The sequence below is a fragment of the Shewanella sp. SM32 genome, from assembly GCF_025654235.1.
Lineage (GTDB): Bacteria > Pseudomonadota > Gammaproteobacteria > Enterobacterales > Shewanellaceae > Shewanella > Shewanella oncorhynchi.
In genome coordinates this window covers 1-18,727 of sequence record NZ_JAKKRO010000054.1, presented here as the reverse complement: position 1 = coordinate 18,727, position 18,727 = coordinate 1, and the positions used below count along the sequence as shown (strand labels likewise).

Here is an 18,727-nt window from a genome sequence, read left to right as displayed (position 1 = left end):
CATTTAACAACACAGGGGGGAGTGCTCATGGGCGATAACGCGTGCTTGTCGTTGCAATATTCCCGTATTAACCGCAGCTTCTGCGGCTAAGCCTGTGGTATTGAGACGCGAGCCGCACTGTTTAAACGCTTCAATATCTGAGCGTTTTACCATATAGCCAGTCACGCGCATTAAATCGTTAGAGGCGACATTGGCGGTAAACTCCCTAAAACCTAACTCAAGCGCGGCTTTACACAGTTGGAACATAGCTTGAGGATTGGATTTCACGGTTTCATCTATGGTCAAAATATCGCTAATCCCCGCCGTATAATACTGATGATGTTGTGCTAGGGCTTGAATATGGGCGATGGGATTCGGTTCAGTGCCATAGGGGATGCGAACGCCAGGAGTCACATCATTGTCGATACTAATACCGCCCTGTGAATGCAGTAGTGCCCGCCCATGGTAACCATGTGTGACGGGTGTGGATTTCACTATGGCATCGAGCGCAGCAGAAATACGATAGCCCAGCTGATTTGCATCCGTTTCATGACCATATCTAGCGTGTTTAGCTGACTTAACTTTTCCACTGGCCGTTAATGCCTGCAGAATATTCACGGCTTCTGCCATGCCGTAAATACCAAACATGGGTGCAAAGCGCGATTCATCAATCAATTGCTCTTTAACTAAAAAGCTGTCAAAGAAGTGTGATTCTTGATGCAAAAATGCCGAGCGCGCGTCAATGAGCTCGAAGGTGAGTGAGCAGTAATTTGGCAATACAGTATCAAAAAAATCGTTTATAGAATTGGCCTTTAACGCAACTTCTTTAAGATTCAGTCGAACTAAGGTATTGGCGCCGCCCGCTAGCGGCAACGCGTTGTAGCAACTGACAATACCAAAACCGCGCTCATCAAACGCACTGGCATGCAGTGGGTAATTCGCGATATGCGGCTTACTGCACTGACAAATATTGGTGGTCGCAAGCAACAACAATTCATCCGGCGTGACGACGGGGTCGTACATAAAAGTCAAATTGGGTGCAACTTGTTTTAACTCGGCATCAATGCGCAGTAGGGTGCGGCAAACGATGTTATCTGTTGGGCCAATATTCACATGCATAAAGGCATCGGGCAGGGTTCTGTCGAGCATGATCCAGAACAGTTTTAATTTACGATAAAGGACTTCTGAATCCATTCCTTCAACGAAAGGCATCAAAATGTTATCCAGCTGACCTAAATACACGGGGATATTGGTCACCGATGGCACGTGATGATACAGAATCGTTAAGGCATTGATGGCTTCGTCCAAGTTTTTTGCCGCAGATAACTCTAAGTATTCAGAGCCTTGTTGAAGGTAGCGGGCATAATCTGGCAACACATAGCGTGGTTTAAACGGCGCATGGCCTTCAAACATGTCGCAAATAATACCGTCATTCATCGCCGCTTTTACCTCGGGCGATATCGACATATAGGGCAAACTGGCTTCCGCTTCTAATGCTAAATAGTTGGATTTTTGCTTGGGTGAAAGCTGCGGGTTGGTGACGATTTGCACTAATTTATCTTGTAATAACATGGCTGAACATCCACAAGTTCTATGATGACCACTAATCTACTCAGTGGCTTTGGCTTTAAAAAGTGAAAATAGCCGCAGTCCTGATTAATGAAATGGAAATCCGCCGACCGAGGTCACAATTTGTGGTTTATTGCGATAAAGCCGCGATGTTAAAATCACTAGAATGTGGTTTTACGATTAAAAATAAATGCTTGAACAGTGAGACGTGGCCTTGCTTGTCATATTGGGGATATGCAACAGAGGATAATGAACTGTCAAAACTTATCGGGTGGGATGATTGAAAAATTTAACACTTGAGGCGGTAAATGAACTCTGCTGTATTCCTTTATTGCGGGAATACAGCAGAGTGAGCGGTGCAGATAAACTCAGCGACTTAGAGCACTTTAGCAATTGATTGGGCTAAGTAATCGACGTTATCTTCACTGATCCCAGCAATACTGATGCGGCTTGAACCTACCATATAGATGCTGAATTCTTTTTGTAGGCGCGCCACTTGCTCTGGAGCCACCCCAAGGAAAGAGAACATACCTTTTTGGCGGGCGATAAAGCTAAAGTCACGGTTTACGCCATTGGCTTTAAGTTTATCCAATAAAATGGCGCGGTTGCCGTTGATGCGATCGCGCATCACTTTCAGCTCATCAAGCCATTCTTGGGTTAATTCTTTTGATCCTAAAATCGTCTCAACAATCGCTGCGCCATGGGCAGGTGGCATAGAGTAAAGGCAGCGAACCACATAAAGCAGTACAGATTGCGCGATATTGGCGGTATTGGCATCTTTAGCAATCACAGAACACGAACCGATACGCTCACGGTACAAACCGAAGTTTTTCGAGCATGAGCTGCACAGGATCATATTATCGACCGCTGCCGCCATTTGACGCACGCCGTAGGCATCAATATCAACGCCATCACCAAAGCCTTGGTATGCCATGTCAATCAGTGGGGTAAAGCCTTGCTCTTTAGTCAGGGCAATCACTTTATCCCATTGCGCTGTGGTTAAATCCATTCCGCTTGGGTTATGGCAACAGGCGTGGAATAACACCACATCATCAGGACTTACTTGCGATAATGCAGCAAGCATCTCATCAAATTTCAATGATTTGCTATCGTAGTCATAGTAAGGATAGGTTTTAACAGTAATGCCAGCCGCTTCGAACAAACCGATATGGTTTGCCCAAGTTGGGTCGCTTACCCATAACACCGCATTCGGGTTGCAGCGTTTGATAAAGTCACCGGCCACGCGCAGTGCGCCAGTACCACCGGGTGTTGACACAGTGCGGATACGGTTAGCGATAATGGCACTGTGGCCAGCACCAAAGGCTAATTCCGTCATCAAGGTGTTGAATTGTGGCGAGCCGGTTGGACCGATATACACTTTGGTGGTTTCGGTATCGAGACGGAATTTTTCCGCTTTTTTCACGCAGCTTAGAATAGGGGTAACGCCGGTAGGATCTTTATAAACGCCCACACCTAAATCCACTTTTTGTGGGTGAGAGTCTTCGCGGTACTGAGTTAACAAGCCAAGGATGGGGTCCGCTGGCATTGTGATGAGTGAGTTAAACATAGCTCCATCTACCTTTCTGGTTATAGTGCAAACGTGATTGTTCGTATCAGATATGCGTTATTTATCGTTTGGAGGGTAGAATAGCGCGGAAAGGTAAAGTAATTAAAGTGAAAACTGTGATTACACGCCTGTTATCTTGGCAAAAAAGCCTGCCAAAAATACGGTTAAATCATAAATTAACCGCTTAAATTTTGCGTTTTTGTTATTTTTACACTGATCTCAGCAAATAATCTGACCAAAATGCCATTTTTCTCGAAAAAACGGTTGAATCCTTAGCGACAATCGGTAATTTTATAACGACGAAGCACCAACAAGGCCCCAATCTCCTTTTATTTGTAATCTTAACTTGACGCACTGTAGCGTGAAGTTGCCATTTTGCGTATTCAGTCCGCGTGATCGTGATGATGACGCCCTATAGAGAAAGAAGATTTATTCATGAAGCAATTACGTCTTGAACCTGTTGTGCAAGTCCGCGGTGAAATCAATATTCCGGGCTCAAAAAGTATTTCAAATCGAGCCTTATTATTGGCCACCTTAGCCCAAGGTACGACCACGCTCACCAATCTGCTCGACTCAGATGATATCCGCCACATGTTGGCCTCCCTCAAGCAGTTAGGGGTGAACTACCGTTTATCGCAAAATAATACTGTGTGTGAACTCGATGGTTTAGGTGGCGTGATTTTCTCAGCATCCGCACAGGAATTGTTTTTAGGCAATGCGGGTACCGCAATGCGCCCCTTATGCGCCGCCTTAACCTTAGGCCAAGGTGAATTTACCCTCACGGGCGAACCACGTATGGAAGAGCGTCCGATTGGCGATTTAGTCGATGCCTTAAGGCAACTCGGTGCCAATATTGTTTATCTTAAAAATGACGGTTTCCCACCGCTGACGATTAATGCCACTGGCCTTAATGGCGGTGATGTTGAAATTGCAGGCGATTTATCGAGCCAGTTTTTAACGGCTTTGTTGATGGTGGCGCCGCTTGCTAAGGGCAGCGTCAATATCCATGTCAAAGGTGAGTTAGTCTCTAAGCCTTATATCGATATTACTATCGCCTTGATGGCGCAGTTCGGCGTTAACGTCATTAACCATGACTATGCCCGTTTTGAGATTGTTGCTGGCCAGCGTTATATATCACCGGGTAAAGTACTGGTAGAAGGCGATGCGTCATCGGCATCGTATTTTCTCGCGGCTGGGGCGATTAAGGGCGGCGAAGTCAAAGTCACGGGTGTGGGCCGTTTGAGTATTCAAGGCGATGTAAAATTTGCCGATGTGCTCGAAAAAATGGGCGCAGATATCGAGTGGGGCGATGACTATATTATTGCCCGCGGCTCCCAATTAACGGCCGTCGACTTAGACATGAACCATATTCCCGATGCGGCCATGACCATTGCAACGGCCGCATTATTTGCTAAAGGCACGACGGTTATTCGCAATATCTATAACTGGCGTATTAAAGAAACCGACCGGTTAGCGGCTATGGCAACTGAACTGCGAAAAGTGGGCGCCGAGGTTGAAGAGGGGAATGACTACATTAAAATCACCCCGCCAGCCGTGATTAACACCGCTGAAATTGATACCTACAATGATCACCGCATGGCCATGTGCTTTTCTATGCTGGCATTTGCCGATTGCGGTATCACCATCAATGATCCTGACTGTACTTCTAAAACATTCCCTGACTACTTTAAGCAGTTTGCTAGCCTGCAAGGCTAAGTCTGTTTGTTTCGTCATTGTTACAACCATCGATGTCAAGAATAGCAAGCCGTATTTGTGCGGCTGCTAATCTTCATAAAAAATCCACGGATTTTGTTTGTCTTTTGTTGTACAATGCGGCGCGCTCATTTTCGGGGGCTCACTTGATGAACTCACGGATGATGGTTATTTTTTGCGGAGGAATGTATGTCTGAACGGGCTCCTGTAGTCACAATCGACGGCCCAAGTGGTGCTGGCAAAGGTACAATTAGTCAATTATTGGCTCAGCATCTAGGTTGGCAACTACTTGATAGTGGTGCCATTTACCGAGTTCTTGCGCTTGCAGCAATTCATCATAACGTTGAACTGGAAAATGAAGAGTCTATCACGTTGTTAGCGGCACATCTGGATGTGAAGTTTCTAACAGGCAATGATAAAGATCCGGTTCAAGTGATATTGGAAGGTGAAGACGTCACCAACGACATTCGCACCCAAGAGTGCTCGAATGCCGCTTCAAAAGTCGCTGCCTTTCCACGGGTGAGAGAAGCCTTATTACGTCGCCAACGGGCCTTTAAAACGGCGCCAGGATTAATTGCCGATGGTCGTGACATGGGAACAGTCGTTTTCCCAAGTGCGCCGGCAAAATTATATTTAACCGCCTCAGCTGAAGAGCGTGCCCAAAGACGCTATAATCAGTTGCAGGACAAGGGCTTCGATGTTAATATCGAGCGCCTTTTAAGTGAAATTATCGAACGTGATGACCGCGATATGAATCGTCCGGTGGCTCCTTTAGTCCCCGCCGAGGACGCGCTCATTATCGATACTAGCGGTAAGGGTATTGATGAAGTGCTAGCGCTTGCGCTTAACTTTATCAACCAAAAATTATCCGGCACTAACTAAGTTAGCCCACCGGATAGGTATTCGTATTAAGGATGATACGGATAATTTGACTGACTCCACGTCTAGGACGGACAGTGGTTTAATAAAGAAAGTAACCTAAACATGACTGAATCTTTTGCTGATCTATTTGAACAATCCCTTCAAACTCTGGAATTCCGTCCAGGCTCTATCGTTCGTGGTACTGTTGTATCAATCAAAAACGGTATGGTACTGGTTGACGCGGGTCTGAAGTCTGAAAGCCCAATCCCAGCTGAACAATTCAAAAACGCTCAAGGCGTTTTAGAAATTCAAGTTGGCGATGAAGTTGACGTAGCTCTTGACTCTGTTGAAGACGGCTTCGGTGAGACTCAACTGTCTCGCGAAAAAGCGAAACGTCATGAAGCTTGGATCGTTCTGGAAAAAGCTTATGAAGATGCTGAAACTGTAATCGGTATCATCAATGGTAAAGTTAAAGGCGGTTTCACTGTTGAATTAAACGGTATCCGTGCCTTCTTACCAGGTTCTCTAGTTGACGTGCGCCCAGTTCGCGACACCGCTCACTTAGAGTACAAAGAATTAGAATTCAAAGTTATCAAGCTAGACCAGAAGCGTAACAACGTTGTTGTTTCTCGTCGTGCAGTTATCGAATCAGAAAGCAGCGCTGAGCGTGATGCACTGTTAGAAAACCTGCAAGAAGGTCAAGCAGTTAAGGGTATCGTTAAGAACCTGACTGACTACGGTGCATTCGTAGATTTAGGTGGTGTTGACGGTCTGCTACATATCACAGATATGGCGTGGAAACGTGTTAAACATCCATCAGAAATCGTCAATGTTGGCGATGAAATCAACGTTAAAGTACTGAAGTACGATCGTGAGCGCACTCGTGTGTCTCTAGGTCTGAAACAACTTGGCGAAGATCCATGGTTAGAAATCAGCAAACGCTACCCAGAAAACACACGTTTAACTGGTCGCGTTACTAACCTAACTGACTACGGTTGCTTCGTAGAAATCGAAGAAGGTGTTGAAGGTCTGGTTCACGTTTCTGAAATGGATTGGACTAACAAGAACATTCACCCATCTAAAGTGGTTAACTTAGGTGATGAAGTTGAAGTTCTGGTTCTGGACATCGATGAAGAGCGTCGTCGTATTTCTCTAGGTCTGAAACAATGTAAGACCAATCCATGGGATGACTTCGCAACTCGTTACAACAAAGGCGACAAGGTTTCTGGTAAGATCAAGTCAATCACTGACTTCGGTATCTTTATCGGTCTTGACGGCGGTATCGATGGTCTAGTTCACCTGTCTGACATTTCTTGGAACGGTACTGGCGAAGACGCAGTTTCTGAATACAAGAAAGGCGATGAAATCCATGCAGTGGTTCTGTCTGTAGATCCAGAGCGTGAGCGCATCAGCTTAGGTGTTAAGCAAACTGAAGATGATCCATTCAACGCATACTTGGCTGACAAGAAGAAAGGTACTATCGTAAACGGTACTGTTTCTGCTGTTGATGCTAAAGGTGTGACTGTTGAACTGGCTGACACTGTTGAAGGTTACATCCGTGTAGCTGACATTTCACGTGAGCGTATCGAAGATGCATCTACTGTCTATAATGTAGGTGATGCAATCGAAGCTAAGTTCATGGGTGTTGACCGTAAGAACCGCTCTATCAGCCTGTCAATCAAAGCGAAAGACGAAGCTGAAGAGAAAGAAGTAATGGCGACTCTGAACAAACAAGATGACGCTGTTATTAGCAATGCAATGGCTGAAGCGTTTAAAGCAGCTCGTAAATAATCGCCTGTTGTTTGGGGAGACATCTCTCCCCATTAGGCGACTGTGTTTGGCTTGATAATAGGGGATAGCTAGGATGACGAAATCTGAACTTATCGAAAAACTCGCCACCAGGCAGTCGCAGCTGTCGGCGAAAGAGGTTGAAGGCGCAATCAAAGAAATGTTGGAGCAAATGGCAACAACATTAGAAAGCGGTGATCGTATTGAGATCCGTGGCTTTGGTAGTTTCTCGCTTCACTATCGTGCACCGCGGACTGGCCGTAATCCAAAGACTGGTTCATCAGTCGATTTGGAAGGTAAATACGTCCCGCACTTTAAGCCAGGCAAAGAACTGCGCGAGCGTGTTGACGCCGTTAATGTGTGATTGACCGCATAGTAAAAAGCCTCCGTTAGGAGGCTTTTTTGTATCTATTGCAAGGCAATGCTGGTCAGCTTAGTAAATTTCTTGGATAATCATTAAATTGAAACGCGTTTAGGGAGTGCAGCGTGAAATCATTTGTAGCAACTGTGCTTGTGGCACTGTTATTTATTCTGGCGTTGATTTTTGGCGCGCGCAACGAACAAGTGGTGACCATCAGCTATTTTGTCGCACAGGGTGAATATCGTTTACCTGTTGTCTTAGCGATTGTCTTTTTTGCTGGTTTTATTTTGAGTTGGTTATTTGCTAGCTACTATATTGTCCGCTTGAAATTAAGTTTAGCGGCAACTAAAAAGAAACTAAATCAAGTGATCACTAAAATCCCTCAGGATGTAGACGCCTAATATGCTTGAGATCCTCTTTCTGTTGCTTCCCATTGCTGCCGCCTATGGCTGGTATATGGGGCGACGGAGCATAAGGCAGAATCAAAGTAATCAACGTAAACAATTGAGCCGGGATTATTTTACTGGTCTCAATTTCTTACTGTCGAACGAATCGGATAAAGCCGTCGATTTGTTTATCAGTATGCTAGATGTTGACGATGAAACCATCGATACCCATCTGTCACTCGGTTCGCTGTTCCGTAAGCGAGGTGAGGTCGACCGCTCTATTCGTATCCATCAAAATTTAATCGCGCGGCCTACATTAACTAATGAGCAGCGTGACATCGCTATGATGGAGCTGGGTAAAGATTATCTAGCAGCAGGTTTTTATGACAGAGCTGAAGAAATCTTTATCAACTTGGTCAGCCAAGACGATCACAGTGAAGAGTCTGAAACTCAGCTGATTGCTATCTATCAAGTGATTAAAGAGTGGCAAAAAGCCATTGATATCACTAAGCGTTTGAGTCGTAAACGTCAGCAAGTTTTAAAGCCGTTAACGGCGCATTTCTATTGCCAGTTAGCCGATGAAGCCAGTGATGACGCGCAGAAAATTAAACTGCTGCAGCAAGCGCTGAAGCAAGATCCCCAATGCGGTCGTGCATTATTGACCCTAGCGAAAAAATTCCTCGATATTCAAGATTATGCCCAGTGTAAGCAAATGCTGCTGCAACTGAAAAAAGCCGATATCGAGCTTTTTGCCGATGCGATTCCAACGGCCAAACAAGTTTATCGCGACACGCAAGATAAAGAAGGTTTTCAAGAATTACTCGCGGGCGCAATGGCCGATGGCGCCGGTGCTTCTGTGGTGGTCGCCTTAGCGCAGCACATGATAAGTCTTGATGAGATTAAAGCGGCAGAGACCATGGTGCTCGATGCGTTATATCGCCATCCGACCATGAAAGGTTTTCAACACTTGATGCAGATGCATTTGCGCCAAGCCGAAGAAGGGCAAGCCAAGCAAAGTTTAACTATGCTAGAGCAGCTCGTTGAACAACAAATTAAATTCCGTCCGAGTTACCGTTGTAAGGAGTGTGGTTTTCCTTCCCATGCGCTTTACTGGCATTGTCCTTCCTGTAAAAACTGGGGCAGCATTAAACGGATCCGAGGCCTAGACGGCGAATAATCTATTAGAAGAATACACAGTTTGTGTAACCCTGTTGGAGAGATGATGACGACTAAACCTATCCTCGTAGCGCTTGATTACGATAATAAAAACCATGCTTTACAACTGATAGAAAAACTCGATCCCAACATGTGCCGCCTTAAAGTCGGCAAAGAAATGTTTACCTTGTTTGGCCCGCAACTGGTGAAAGATATCCATGATCGTGGTTTTGATTTATTCCTTGATTTGAAATTTCACGATATTCCCAATACTGTCGCCAAAGCCGTGGCCGCTGCTGCAGAGCTTGGCGTATGGATGACGAACGTACATGCCAGCGGTGGCTTAGCCATGATGGAAGCGGCTAAAAAAGCCTTACTGCCATACGGCGATAAAGCGCCTATGCTGATCGCGGTTACGGTATTAACCTCGATGAGTGATGACGATCTTAAATTACTCGGCATCAATGTGCCTGCGTTTGAGCATGTGCAACGTTTGGCGAAGCTCACGCAACAAGCGGGACTCGATGGCGTGGTGTGTTCCGCCCAAGAAGCGACAGCCTTGAAATCACTGTTAGGTCAGGATTTCAAACTCGTGACGCCGGGGATCCGCCCAGTTGGCAGTGATGCTGGCGATCAACACCGCGTGATGACGCCACCTCAAGCGATAGCAGCGGGTTCTGATTACTTAGTGATTGGCCGCCCAATCACCAAAGCTGCCGACCCGTTAGCAGCATTGCAAGCGATTCACCAATCATTGGCATAGATGCCACACTAGCCGTCTAAAGCGCGGTTTGAAAGTCGTTTGACCGTCGTTTAAATAAAAAAGGCTTGGAATCGCTTGTTGGTATCCTTGATATGATTGATAAAAGTTGAAATAGTATCTTGAATGACAGCATAGAATAATGAATCACACCCTGAGTGCTTATCTCACTGTTCACGGAGAACGCCCATGTTTAATGCTACGATGTTTAACTATCAAGGTAAGAATGTTGTCGTTGTCGGAGGAACCAGTGGGATAAATCTCGCGATTGCCATTGCGTTCGCACAGGCTGGCGCAAATGTGGCCGTTGCAAGCCGCAGTCAAGATAAAATAGATGCCGCGGTATTGCAGCTGCAACAGGCCAATCCTGACGGTATTCATTTGGGTGTGAGTTTTGATGTGCGCGATCTTAGCGCCCTTGACGTTGGTTTTGATAAAATCGCTTCTGAGTTTGGTTTTATCGATGTGCTGGTAAGCGGCGCGGCGGGGAATTTCCCCGCCAGCGCCGCAAAACTTTCGGCCAATGGTTTTAAGTCGGTGATGGACATTGATTTGCTCGGCAGTTTTCAAGTGCTAAAGCATGCTTATCCTTTGCTGCGTCGCCCCAATGGCAATATTATCCAGATTTCGGCGCCGCAGGCTTCGATCGCTATGCCAATGCAAGTACATGTGTGTGCGGCTAAAGCGGGTGTGGATATGCTAACGCGAACTTTAGCGTTAGAGTGGGGCTGTGAAGGGCTGAGAATTAATTCGATTATGCCTGGCCCCATCGCCAATACTGAAGGTTTTAATCGCCTTGCCCCCAGCGCCGCATTACAGCAAAAGGTTGCCCAATCCGTTCCGCTAAAACGCAACGGCGCAGGTCAGGATATCGCCAATGCCGCACTATTCTTAGGCTCTGAATTAGCTTCCTATATTACGGGAGTTGTGCTGCCGGTTGATGGCGGTTGGTCACTTGGTGGCGCCAGTATAGCGATGACAGAGCTTGGCGAACTGGCCGCAAAAATGTAGTTTGGTTTTAGATTATTGATATTCAAAATCGAGAACTTTGATTTTATAGAAATTAAGTAGGTAATGATCCATGGCTAATGCATTACAAGAGCAGCTACTCAAAGCAGGGCTTGCCAGTAAACAAAAGGTTCGCGACGTTAAGACTCAAAAACGCCGAGATAAAAAATCTCGAGTTGATGATGGCTCAAGTGCTTTTAAGCAAGAAGTGGCAGAGCAAAAACGGTTGCAGGCGCAAAAAGATAAAGCGCTAAATGAGCAACGTTTTGCAGAGGCATCTGAGCGTGGACAGGTGCGCGGTTTAATCACTGAGTTCACTAAGTCTGCGATAAAGATCCCAGCTTATGCTGAAGTGAAATTTAACTATACTCTTGATAATAAAATCTATTCTTTATACATAGATGAAAAACTGCAGGCAGAATTGCTTAAAGGGCAGTTAGGCATAGTACGTTACGAAGATAAGAGTTACTTAGTACCACATAAGTTGGCCGAACGAGTCAAATTGCTGGTGCCGCAGTGGTGTGGTTATCTGTGGCAACAGGATGAATCTAAAGCTGTGGTCGTTGAAGATGATCCCTATGCAGATTACGCAATTCCTGATGATTTAATGTGGTAATTGCCACAAGCTTGTGAGCTAACGCTGCGACAACACTGTGGTAAAGCTTATAAAATAGAGACCCTTAAGTTCAGGCTTAAGGGTTTTTTTATGAGTTGAATTTATACTTAGCTCACACACTCGCATACTTTTATATTATTCGCGGCTGTATTTGTAATGAGATTGTTTTCTACAGTGAACTGGTATAAATTAAAACAACTGTTTTAATCCTACGTTTAAGAGTCTACCAATGAATCCTTACCAAGCCCCGTTGACGGATATGCGTTTCCTACTGGAACAGGTATTTGATGCTCCAAACACTTGGGCACAATTGCCTGAGATTGCAGAAATGGTCGATATCGACACGGCTAATGCCATTTTGGAAGAAGCAGCCAAGATAAGTTGTGAATTGATCCATCCGCTGAACCGGACGGGCGATGAGCAGGGCGTGTTGCATCAAGACAATCAAGTGATTACCCCTGATGGCTACAAAGCCGTTTATGAGCAGTATTCCCAGGGCGGTTGGATTGGTTTGTGTGGCGATCCTGAATTTGGTGGTATGGGGATGCCGAAGATGCTGGGGATCTTAGTCGACGAAATGGCTTACAGTGCTTGTAATGCGTTTACGCTTTATGGCTCGTTAACTGCGGGGGCAGCTTTATGTATCAATGCCCACGGCAGCGAAGAATTGAAACAAGCTTATTTGCCTAAGTTATATTCCGGCGAATGGGCGGGTGCTATGGATATGACAGAGCCGCAAGCGGGTTCTGATCTACGTAATATCCGCACTCGAGCTTTACCGCAGGATGATGGTAGTTATGCCATCACGGGCAGCAAGATTTTTATCACGGGTGGCGATCATGATTTAACTGAAAACGTCATCCACTTAGTGCTTGCTAAGCTGCCGGATAGCAAAGGGATTTCACTCTTCCTTGTACCTAAAATATCGGTAAATACCGATGGCAGCTTAGCCAATGCCAATGGTGTATCAGTGGGGTCTATCGAGCATAAGATGGGCCTTAAAGGTTCTGCGACCTGTGTGATGAACTTTGATAATGCCCAAGGCTTCTTGATTGGTGAGCCTAATCGTGGCCTCGTATGCATGTTCACTATGATGAACTATGAGCGTTTAGCGATAGGTATTCAAGGGCTTGGCAGTGCGCAGGCGGCGTACCAGATGGCGGCCGATTATGCTAAAGAGCGTAATCAAGGCATCGCCGCTGGCGGCTCACCGACGGGCAGTGATTCTGATCCCATTATTGTCCATGGCGATGTGCGCCGTATGTTGCTCACCATTCGAGCGATGACAGAAGCGGGCCGTGCTTTGTCTGTGTTTACTGGGCAACAGCTAGATTTGGCAAAATATGCCCAAGATGAGGTTAAGGCCAAAGCGGCGCGTTATGTGGGTTTATTAACGCCAGTGGCGAAAGCATTTTTAACCGATCGGGGTCTAGATGCGACTATCATGGCGCAACAAGTCTTTGGTGGACATGGTTATATTCGTGAAACAGGTATTGAGCAATTAGTTCGTGATACCCGTATCGCTCAGATTTATGAAGGCACCAATGGCATTCAAGCCATCGATTTCCTCGGTCGTAAAGTCACTGGCGATAACTTAGCCGCATTAAATGAATTTGTGGCTGACTTGAAAGCACAAATGCGCGCATTTACTCACGTTGATGCGGTGAAAGTGGCGGCAGTATGCGCACGTTTAGATGCCTTGGTCATCGTTGCCGAGTCAGTTAATGATCGCAAAGTGGCTCAGCCTGCACTTATTAATGCGTGTGCGGTCGACTTTTTAGATGCCTTTGGTTACACCCTGTATGGTTTCTACTGGTTGGCTATGGTCGATAAGGTCGCGGATCATGAAGATAAAGCTTTCGCCGAGCAGAAAGTCTATTTGGCTAAGTTCTATTTTGATAAGTTATTGCCAAAAGCGGATTACCATATCGCTCAAGTCAGAGCTGGTGATGCGACGACTATGGCGATGCCTGCGGAGTTGTTTTAACAAGGCTTCGGTATATTCGTTTAGATAAAAACTGAAAAAGCACTGATGACTCAGTGCTTTTTTGTGCAAATTTTTTACTCTGTAGCAGTTAATTAATGACTCTAGTGAGCCGCAGTATTCACAGTCGCAGTGGTTGATGACGGTTGCAGCACTGAAATCAATTGTTTAAGAAACTCGGCATTGAATGAGGGTTTATGTTGATTTTTCAATTCAGGACTCATGCCATTCTCAAGGATTACAAACAAGGTATCGTTATGCTGGGGCAAACGGATAAACCCCGCTAAGTTAGACACGCCTTGCATCGAGCCTGTTTTAGCAAAAATTTGCTGTTTAAGCGGCGGCTTGTTGTAGCCCATGCGATATCTTAAGGTGCCGCTGATCCCCGCCTGTGGCAGACTCGTGATTAACGGACTAAAGCGGCTATCTTGGTGGATTAGCGCCAACACCGCGGCTAACTGCTTGGCATTGAGCAAGTTATAGCGTGACAATCCTGAACCATCCACAATATTGGCGTTACTCAAATCTATGCCTAAATTCGTTAAAATTCGCTGCATGGCAGCGGCACCATTGGTAAAGCTGCCTTGGGTCTTAAAATAACTTTTACCAAGTTGCTTAAAAAGGCTATCGGCAATCAAATTATCTGACTTGAGCAGCATAGTCTCGAGCAGCTCAGGTAAGGGCGCCGAGCTATGGCTGGCAATTAGTTTTGCCTTTTGGGGTAAGCTAGTGCCGAGTTGTACTTTACCCGCAAGAGACATCTCGCCTTTAAGTAGGGAGGTGAGGTTATCTTGGGCAAATTTGAACGGATCGCTGACCGCAATCGCCAGTGGTATCGCCTCACCGCCAGGGTAACAGCCGCGTAAATGGTAGTTATTTTGACCTAATCTGACCATATCAAGTTGGCAAAATTCGCGGCTCGCCTTTTGATCAAACACCGCATCGCTGCTGATTTTAACTCCATAACTCCCCGCACGCAGACTTACCTGTGAAGGTTTGCTGGTAGAGCTGGGGCTAAACTGACCATAGACACAGTTTTGATTGATAATATAACTCGATACAGGCGCAGCAAAACAAATACCTAAGTCATCCCATACCCAACCGGGAGCTTGCATTTGCTCTTGTTTATCGCCGAGCAAATACAGATGTCCATCAATGCGATTAATGCCTTGTTTTACGAGATTGACAAAAATGGCCTTGAGATCGGCTTGAGTCAGCGTGGGATCGCCACTAAAACGCAGATAAGCACTGCCTGCGATATGGCCCTTGCGTATCGGTGCATCTGTCCATAATTGTGTGACATAACGAAAATCAGGCCCAAGCTGAGCCATAGCACTGACTGCCGTGAGCAGCTTTTGGGTACTGGCTGGAATAAACAAGGTCTCAGCTTGTTGGCTATAGATCACTTGATTGTTCGACATATTCATTGCCAGTAAGGCGATTTGTGAATGTCGAGGGCTGATCTTACTGATTGCTTGGCTAAGCGAAGTGGTTTGAGCACTTATCGGCCTAGAATCATGTTGCTCTGCATAGGCCATATTATGACTTGCGGCTAGGAGCAGGCCGGCATATAGAGTGGTTTTCAGTAACGTTTCCATGTTAGCTATTGGCCATTTTTATCAAAACATCATTAAGATTAGGTTGGTATTGTGTGCGGTTAATCCTCACTGCTGCCGTCATCCTTTTCCATCAAGCGATATAAACGTAGGGTAACAAACAATACTAGCCCAATAAACAACGGCAGGATGAGTAACCCTAACTGGGTTTTAAAATGGAAAATACCCCAAGCAAACAGCAATGTCAGTGCTAACGTCAGCAGAATTTTTTTGTTCATAGTCTTAATCTTGTATCGTGTGGTCTAATCGCAGATAGGCGGTTTAGTTTACGCTAAATCACTGGATTCGGGGTGAATGAAATGGGTTTGAAGATTATTTTGTGATTTGGCAGACATTTTGGGTGCAGTTTAGTGAAATTTGGACTGATTTGTAGCGTTAAGAATCACCCTATTTAGGGGCGAAATATTGTGTGGACGGGCAAATAATGCCGAGAATACTCGCCGTAAAATGCGATTTCAAGCAAGGATAAATGAAGAAGATTTTTAGGTAAATCGGTGCACTGAAGTGGAATAAAATCGCGTGAGGTCAAATTACCAGCAAAACCGTTAGGTTTAACAAGACTTTTGGGAGAAAAGTCTTGCCGAGACGAGGTGAAGTCGGTAATTTCTACCCCTTACGATTTTAGGTTCTTAGGTAACAACTAAACCATGCCACATATTAGTATGCGCGGCTTACCACAAGCGGTCGTTGCAGCGTTCAGCCAAACATTACTGCAGTCATTGGCGGATATATGTAAAGGTAATGCAGAGAGTTTCACATTAGATTGGATCCCAAGCATCAGTTTTCGAAATGGAAAAATTGATCAACGCTTTGTCCAAGTTGAGTTACTCTGGTTCCCTAAGGACCCTGATATACATCTTAAAGTAGAACAAACGATCAGGTTGGCAGTGACAGAGGCCTATCCAGAGTTAACACATATTGCTGTGATGTTTTTATCACTGAACCCTAGTGCTTCCTATCGGGGTGGTCAGCATGTTTAAAGGAGGATGCCTTGCTAGATAAGCTTGGTGGAATAGCCGTTCAACCCGAGGCTTTAACGTGGTTGCTCACGCCATGCCGTTTCAAGGCAGAATTACTCGCTCGTATTGCGAGCGCCAAGCACAGTATTTATATTGCGGCGCTGTATTTAGAAGATGACGAAGCGGGTCGTGAGATATTACAAGCCCTCATGGATGCCAAAGCAGCAAATCCAACGCTTGATATCAAAGTGTTAGTCGATTTTCACCGTGCAAGACGTGGGCTGATTGGCCATAAAGGTGATAGCGGTAACTATTTGATGTACCGCAAAGTTATGGCTGAAGCCGAACATCCCATTGATATCTTAGGTGTACCCGTCAAATCCCGTGAATTTATGGGTGTGTTGCACCTTAAGGGATTTATTATCGATGATGCCGTGATTTATAGCGGTGCCAGTCTCAATAATATCTATTTGCAACAACACGATAAGTACCGTTTCGATCGTTATCACTTGATTGAGTCTGCCGAATTAGCGCGCAGTATGCGCGCGATGATCCAGAAAAATATCATTTCTGATCCAGCTGTGTGTTCATTAACGCAAGATGCTGAGCAAGAAGTGCTACCACCAAAGACGGATATGCGTAGCTTTAAGCTGAGACTGTCTGATGCTGAGTATCAGTTTAAGGAGACCCGTGATGGCAATCGCATCACGCCGTTACTTGGGCTAGGACGCAAGAAAAACTTGCTCAATAAAGTGGTCGTCGCCTTGGTGGAAGAGTCAAAAGACTCGCTGTTTATTTGCACGCCCTATTTCAATCCGCCGTACATTTTAGTGCGCGCTTTAGCGAAGCATTTACGCAATGGCAAACGTATCGATATCGTTGTGGGCGACAAGACGGCTAACGATTTTTATATTCCGCCTGAGCAGGATTTCTCGACCATAGGTGCCTTGCCCTATATGTATGAGCAATCATTGCGTAAGTTCGCTAAACGCCAACAGTGGGCGATTGATAATGGTCAGTTAAATATCCATCTGTGGAAACACGGCATTAACAGTTATCACCTCAAAGGCATCAGTGCCGACGGTAATAAGCATTTGATCACAGGTTCTAATCTGAATCCAAGAGCTTGGGCGCTGGATCTTGAGAATGGTTTGTTGATCCAAGATGAAATTGGCTGCTGGAAAGCCCAGTTTGAAGCCGAGCAGGCACATATTCTGGAACACACACAGCGGTTATATCACTACAGCCAAGTCGACACCTTACAGAGCTATCCTGCGCCAGTGAAGAAGATCATGACTAGAATTCGTCGCCTTAAAGCTGATTTTTTACTGCGTCGCATTCTGTAACGATTAAAGCTATCGAAGCTATAAATTAATCGGTATTTTTGATTTATTACAGTGTCTTATCGATTTAAAAAGCCCACAACAATGTGGGCTTTTTATTGACTGATGGTAATAGATTTGGCTTAAACCAAGAATTGTCGCTTCAAATCATATCCATTAAATCTGTGGCATTAAATTCTGGTGAGTATCATTTTGATCTTTGGCGTAATAAAGAGACAGAATCACTAAAACCACCATTACAGCACTTAATAAACCTATGCTCAACTGGCCGCCCATAGGCACTAAAGACATAGTTAATGCGGCGAGTCCAGCACCAAAATTTTGTAATCCCCCCAGTAATGCGCCCGCAATCCCCGCCTGACGTGGAAATGGCTCTAACGCAGCAGATGTTAGGGTAGGGAACAGCATGCCTGCGCCACTGAAGAATAAAATTGATCCAATAAGTAAACTCCAGCCAACTACTAAATTAAAAAGACCTGGGATCAACATAAATAATGCGCCAGCACCGAGTAACGCAACACCTTGGTAAACAACCCTTTGTGGCTTATTCTGTCGGCCCGCGATGAGAGCCCCCAGTAAGTAGCCAGGAATTGGCGCAACAAAATAGCAACTGACCATAAAAGGCGTCAGTCCGAGATATTGGCCATAGAGTACGCCAGCAATGGCTTCAAACGCCGCAATACCGGCAAAGGTGGCGATCAATGAAAATAAATAAGCGCGAAACGCTCTATGGCGCAGGACATGCTTATAGGATTTGAAAACGGCTTGATGTTCCCGTTGAGCCTTAGGTAAAGACTCTTTAAAGAGGAATATCCCGAATTCAACCCCGAAGTGCGACACTCGACAATTAAGCAGCTAACTGGTGAAACACCACGGCAGGCTGCTTAAACTTCAAACACTTTTTGGGTCGATAGTTAATTCTATTCTGAGCAAATTCGATTAATTCATCACTCACTAGCCTCAAATCAACCCCTTTTTTGACGTACTGCCGCAGTAATCCATTGGCGTTTTCATTCGCTCCTCGTTCACAAGAACGATAAGGGTGCGCAAAATATACCTGTG

The 18,727-nt window shown here is 45.4% G+C and carries 15 protein-coding genes and 3 pseudogenes; 12 read left to right on the top strand and 6 right to left on the bottom strand.

What is annotated here, in order from left to right; genetic code table 11:
- Positions 1-3: 3 nt before the first annotated feature.
- Positions 4-1,551: a YjjI family glycine radical enzyme gene (locus L5M10_RS18285; protein ID WP_263255701.1), complete on the bottom strand. Its 1,548-nt coding sequence runs from the start codon at positions 1,549-1,551 to the stop codon at positions 4-6.
- Between the two features lie 373 nt (positions 1,552-1,924).
- Positions 1,925-3,115, bottom strand: a complete 1,191-nt coding sequence (locus L5M10_RS18280; RefSeq protein ID WP_263255700.1) for an amino acid aminotransferase — start codon at positions 3,113-3,115, stop codon at positions 1,925-1,927.
- A gap of 435 nt (positions 3,116-3,550) precedes the next feature.
- Between L5M10_RS18280 and aroA the strand changes: the two genes are divergently transcribed.
- The 10 genes and pseudogenes from aroA to L5M10_RS18230 all read left to right on the top strand — a co-directional run bounded on the left by aroA (position 3,551) and on the right by L5M10_RS18230 (position 13,750).
- Entirely contained in the window at positions 3,551-4,831 is a 1,281-nt protein-coding gene (gene aroA, locus L5M10_RS18275; protein WP_263255699.1) for a 3-phosphoshikimate 1-carboxyvinyltransferase, read from the top strand.
- A 186-nt stretch (positions 4,832-5,017) separates the two neighbouring features.
- A complete protein-coding gene (gene cmk / locus L5M10_RS18270; RefSeq protein WP_168827070.1) occupies positions 5,018-5,710 on the top strand; it encodes a (d)CMP kinase in 693 nt (230 codons plus the stop codon).
- Between the two features lie 99 nt (positions 5,711-5,809).
- A pseudogene (gene rpsA / locus L5M10_RS18265) lies at positions 5,810-7,480 on the top strand (30S ribosomal protein S1); the annotation flags it as partial.
- Positions 7,481-7,553: 73 nt separating this feature from the next.
- The gene (ihfB, locus tag L5M10_RS18260; RefSeq protein ID WP_006081718.1) at positions 7,554-7,841 is read left to right on the top strand and encodes an integration host factor subunit beta; all 288 of its coding nucleotides are present in this window, start codon (positions 7,554-7,556) and stop codon (positions 7,839-7,841) included.
- Positions 7,842-7,963: 122 nt separating this feature from the next.
- Positions 7,964-8,239: a LapA family protein gene (locus L5M10_RS18255; RefSeq protein ID WP_263167349.1), complete on the top strand. Its 276-nt coding sequence runs from the start codon at positions 7,964-7,966 to the stop codon at positions 8,237-8,239.
- Position 8,240: 1 nt separating this feature from the next.
- On the top strand, positions 8,241-9,401 hold the full coding sequence (lapB, locus tag L5M10_RS18250; RefSeq protein WP_113940394.1) for a lipopolysaccharide assembly protein LapB: 1,161 nt from the start codon (positions 8,241-8,243) through the stop codon (positions 9,399-9,401).
- A gap of 45 nt (positions 9,402-9,446) precedes the next feature.
- On the top strand, positions 9,447-10,142 hold the full coding sequence (gene pyrF / locus L5M10_RS18245) for an orotidine-5'-phosphate decarboxylase (RefSeq protein WP_011846776.1): 696 nt from the start codon (positions 9,447-9,449) through the stop codon (positions 10,140-10,142).
- Positions 10,143-10,328: 186 nt separating this feature from the next.
- Positions 10,329-11,150, top strand: a complete 822-nt coding sequence (locus tag L5M10_RS18240; protein ID WP_131524058.1) for an SDR family oxidoreductase — start codon at positions 10,329-10,331, stop codon at positions 11,148-11,150.
- 70 nt (positions 11,151-11,220) lie between these two features.
- The gene (locus L5M10_RS18235; protein ID WP_028759879.1) at positions 11,221-11,763 is read left to right on the top strand and encodes a DUF2058 domain-containing protein; all 543 of its coding nucleotides are present in this window, start codon (positions 11,221-11,223) and stop codon (positions 11,761-11,763) included.
- Between the two features lie 229 nt (positions 11,764-11,992).
- Positions 11,993-13,750, top strand: coding sequence for an acyl-CoA dehydrogenase family protein (locus L5M10_RS18230; protein WP_212600993.1), 1,758 nt, complete (start codon positions 11,993-11,995; stop codon positions 13,748-13,750).
- 101 nt (positions 13,751-13,851) lie between these two features.
- On the opposite strand, the gene dacB is transcribed toward L5M10_RS18230, so the two are convergent.
- Together dacB and L5M10_RS18220 are read right to left on the bottom strand one after the other, a co-directional pair.
- Positions 13,852-15,345, bottom strand: a complete 1,494-nt coding sequence (dacB, locus tag L5M10_RS18225; RefSeq protein ID WP_219234132.1) for a D-alanyl-D-alanine carboxypeptidase/D-alanyl-D-alanine-endopeptidase — start codon at positions 15,343-15,345, stop codon at positions 13,852-13,854.
- Positions 15,346-15,404: 59 nt separating this feature from the next.
- The gene (locus tag L5M10_RS18220; protein ID WP_006081710.1) at positions 15,405-15,581 is read right to left on the bottom strand and encodes a hypothetical protein; all 177 of its coding nucleotides are present in this window, start codon (positions 15,579-15,581) and stop codon (positions 15,405-15,407) included.
- Between the two features lie 429 nt (positions 15,582-16,010).
- On the opposite strand from L5M10_RS18220, the gene L5M10_RS18215 reads away from it, so the two are divergent.
- Together L5M10_RS18215 and pssA are read left to right on the top strand one after the other, a co-directional pair.
- Positions 16,011-16,343 (top strand): DUF1904 domain-containing protein, encoded by a 333-nt coding sequence (locus L5M10_RS18215; RefSeq protein WP_028759882.1) that lies wholly within the window; start codon positions 16,011-16,013, stop codon positions 16,341-16,343.
- Between the two features lie 11 nt (positions 16,344-16,354).
- On the top strand, positions 16,355-17,668 hold the full coding sequence (gene pssA / locus L5M10_RS18210; RefSeq protein ID WP_219234133.1) for a CDP-diacylglycerol--serine O-phosphatidyltransferase: 1,314 nt from the start codon (positions 16,355-16,357) through the stop codon (positions 17,666-17,668).
- A 153-nt stretch (positions 17,669-17,821) separates the two neighbouring features.
- Here pssA and L5M10_RS18205 read toward each other — a convergent pair.
- Together L5M10_RS18205 and L5M10_RS18200 are read right to left on the bottom strand one after the other, a co-directional pair.
- Positions 17,822-18,478: pseudogene (locus L5M10_RS18205) on the bottom strand (MFS transporter); the annotation flags it as partial.
- Between the two features lie 34 nt (positions 18,479-18,512).
- A pseudogene (locus tag L5M10_RS18200) lies at positions 18,513-18,727 on the bottom strand (IS30 family transposase); the annotation flags it as partial.

Excerpts from the sequence above, each read along its gene's own strand:
- aroA (WP_263255699.1), top strand. The coding sequence starts at position 3,551 with ATGAAGCAATTACGTCTTGAACCTGTTGTGCAAGTCCGCGGTGAAATC.
- L5M10_RS18215 (WP_028759882.1), top strand. The coding sequence starts at position 16,011 with ATGCCACATATTAGTATGCGCGGCTTACCACAAGCGGTCGTTGCAGCG.
- ihfB (WP_006081718.1), top strand. The coding sequence starts at position 7,554 with ATGACGAAATCTGAACTTATCGAAAAACTCGCCACCAGGCAGTCGCAG.
- dacB (WP_219234132.1), bottom strand. The coding sequence starts at position 15,345 with ATGGAAACGTTACTGAAAACCACTCTATATGCCGGCCTGCTCCTAGCC.
- pyrF (WP_011846776.1), top strand. The coding sequence starts at position 9,447 with ATGACGACTAAACCTATCCTCGTAGCGCTTGATTACGATAATAAAAAC.
- lapB (WP_113940394.1), top strand. The coding sequence starts at position 8,241 with ATGCTTGAGATCCTCTTTCTGTTGCTTCCCATTGCTGCCGCCTATGGC.
- L5M10_RS18230 (WP_212600993.1), top strand. The coding sequence starts at position 11,993 with ATGAATCCTTACCAAGCCCCGTTGACGGATATGCGTTTCCTACTGGAA.
- L5M10_RS18235 (WP_028759879.1), top strand. The coding sequence starts at position 11,221 with ATGGCTAATGCATTACAAGAGCAGCTACTCAAAGCAGGGCTTGCCAGT.
- L5M10_RS18220 (WP_006081710.1), bottom strand. The coding sequence starts at position 15,581 with ATGAACAAAAAAATTCTGCTGACGTTAGCACTGACATTGCTGTTTGCT.
- cmk (WP_168827070.1), top strand. The coding sequence starts at position 5,018 with ATGTCTGAACGGGCTCCTGTAGTCACAATCGACGGCCCAAGTGGTGCT.
- L5M10_RS18285 (WP_263255701.1), bottom strand. The coding sequence starts at position 1,551 with ATGTTATTACAAGATAAATTAGTGCAAATCGTCACCAACCCGCAGCTT.
- L5M10_RS18240 (WP_131524058.1), top strand. The coding sequence starts at position 10,329 with ATGTTTAATGCTACGATGTTTAACTATCAAGGTAAGAATGTTGTCGTT.
- L5M10_RS18280 (WP_263255700.1), bottom strand. The coding sequence starts at position 3,115 with ATGTTTAACTCACTCATCACAATGCCAGCGGACCCCATCCTTGGCTTG.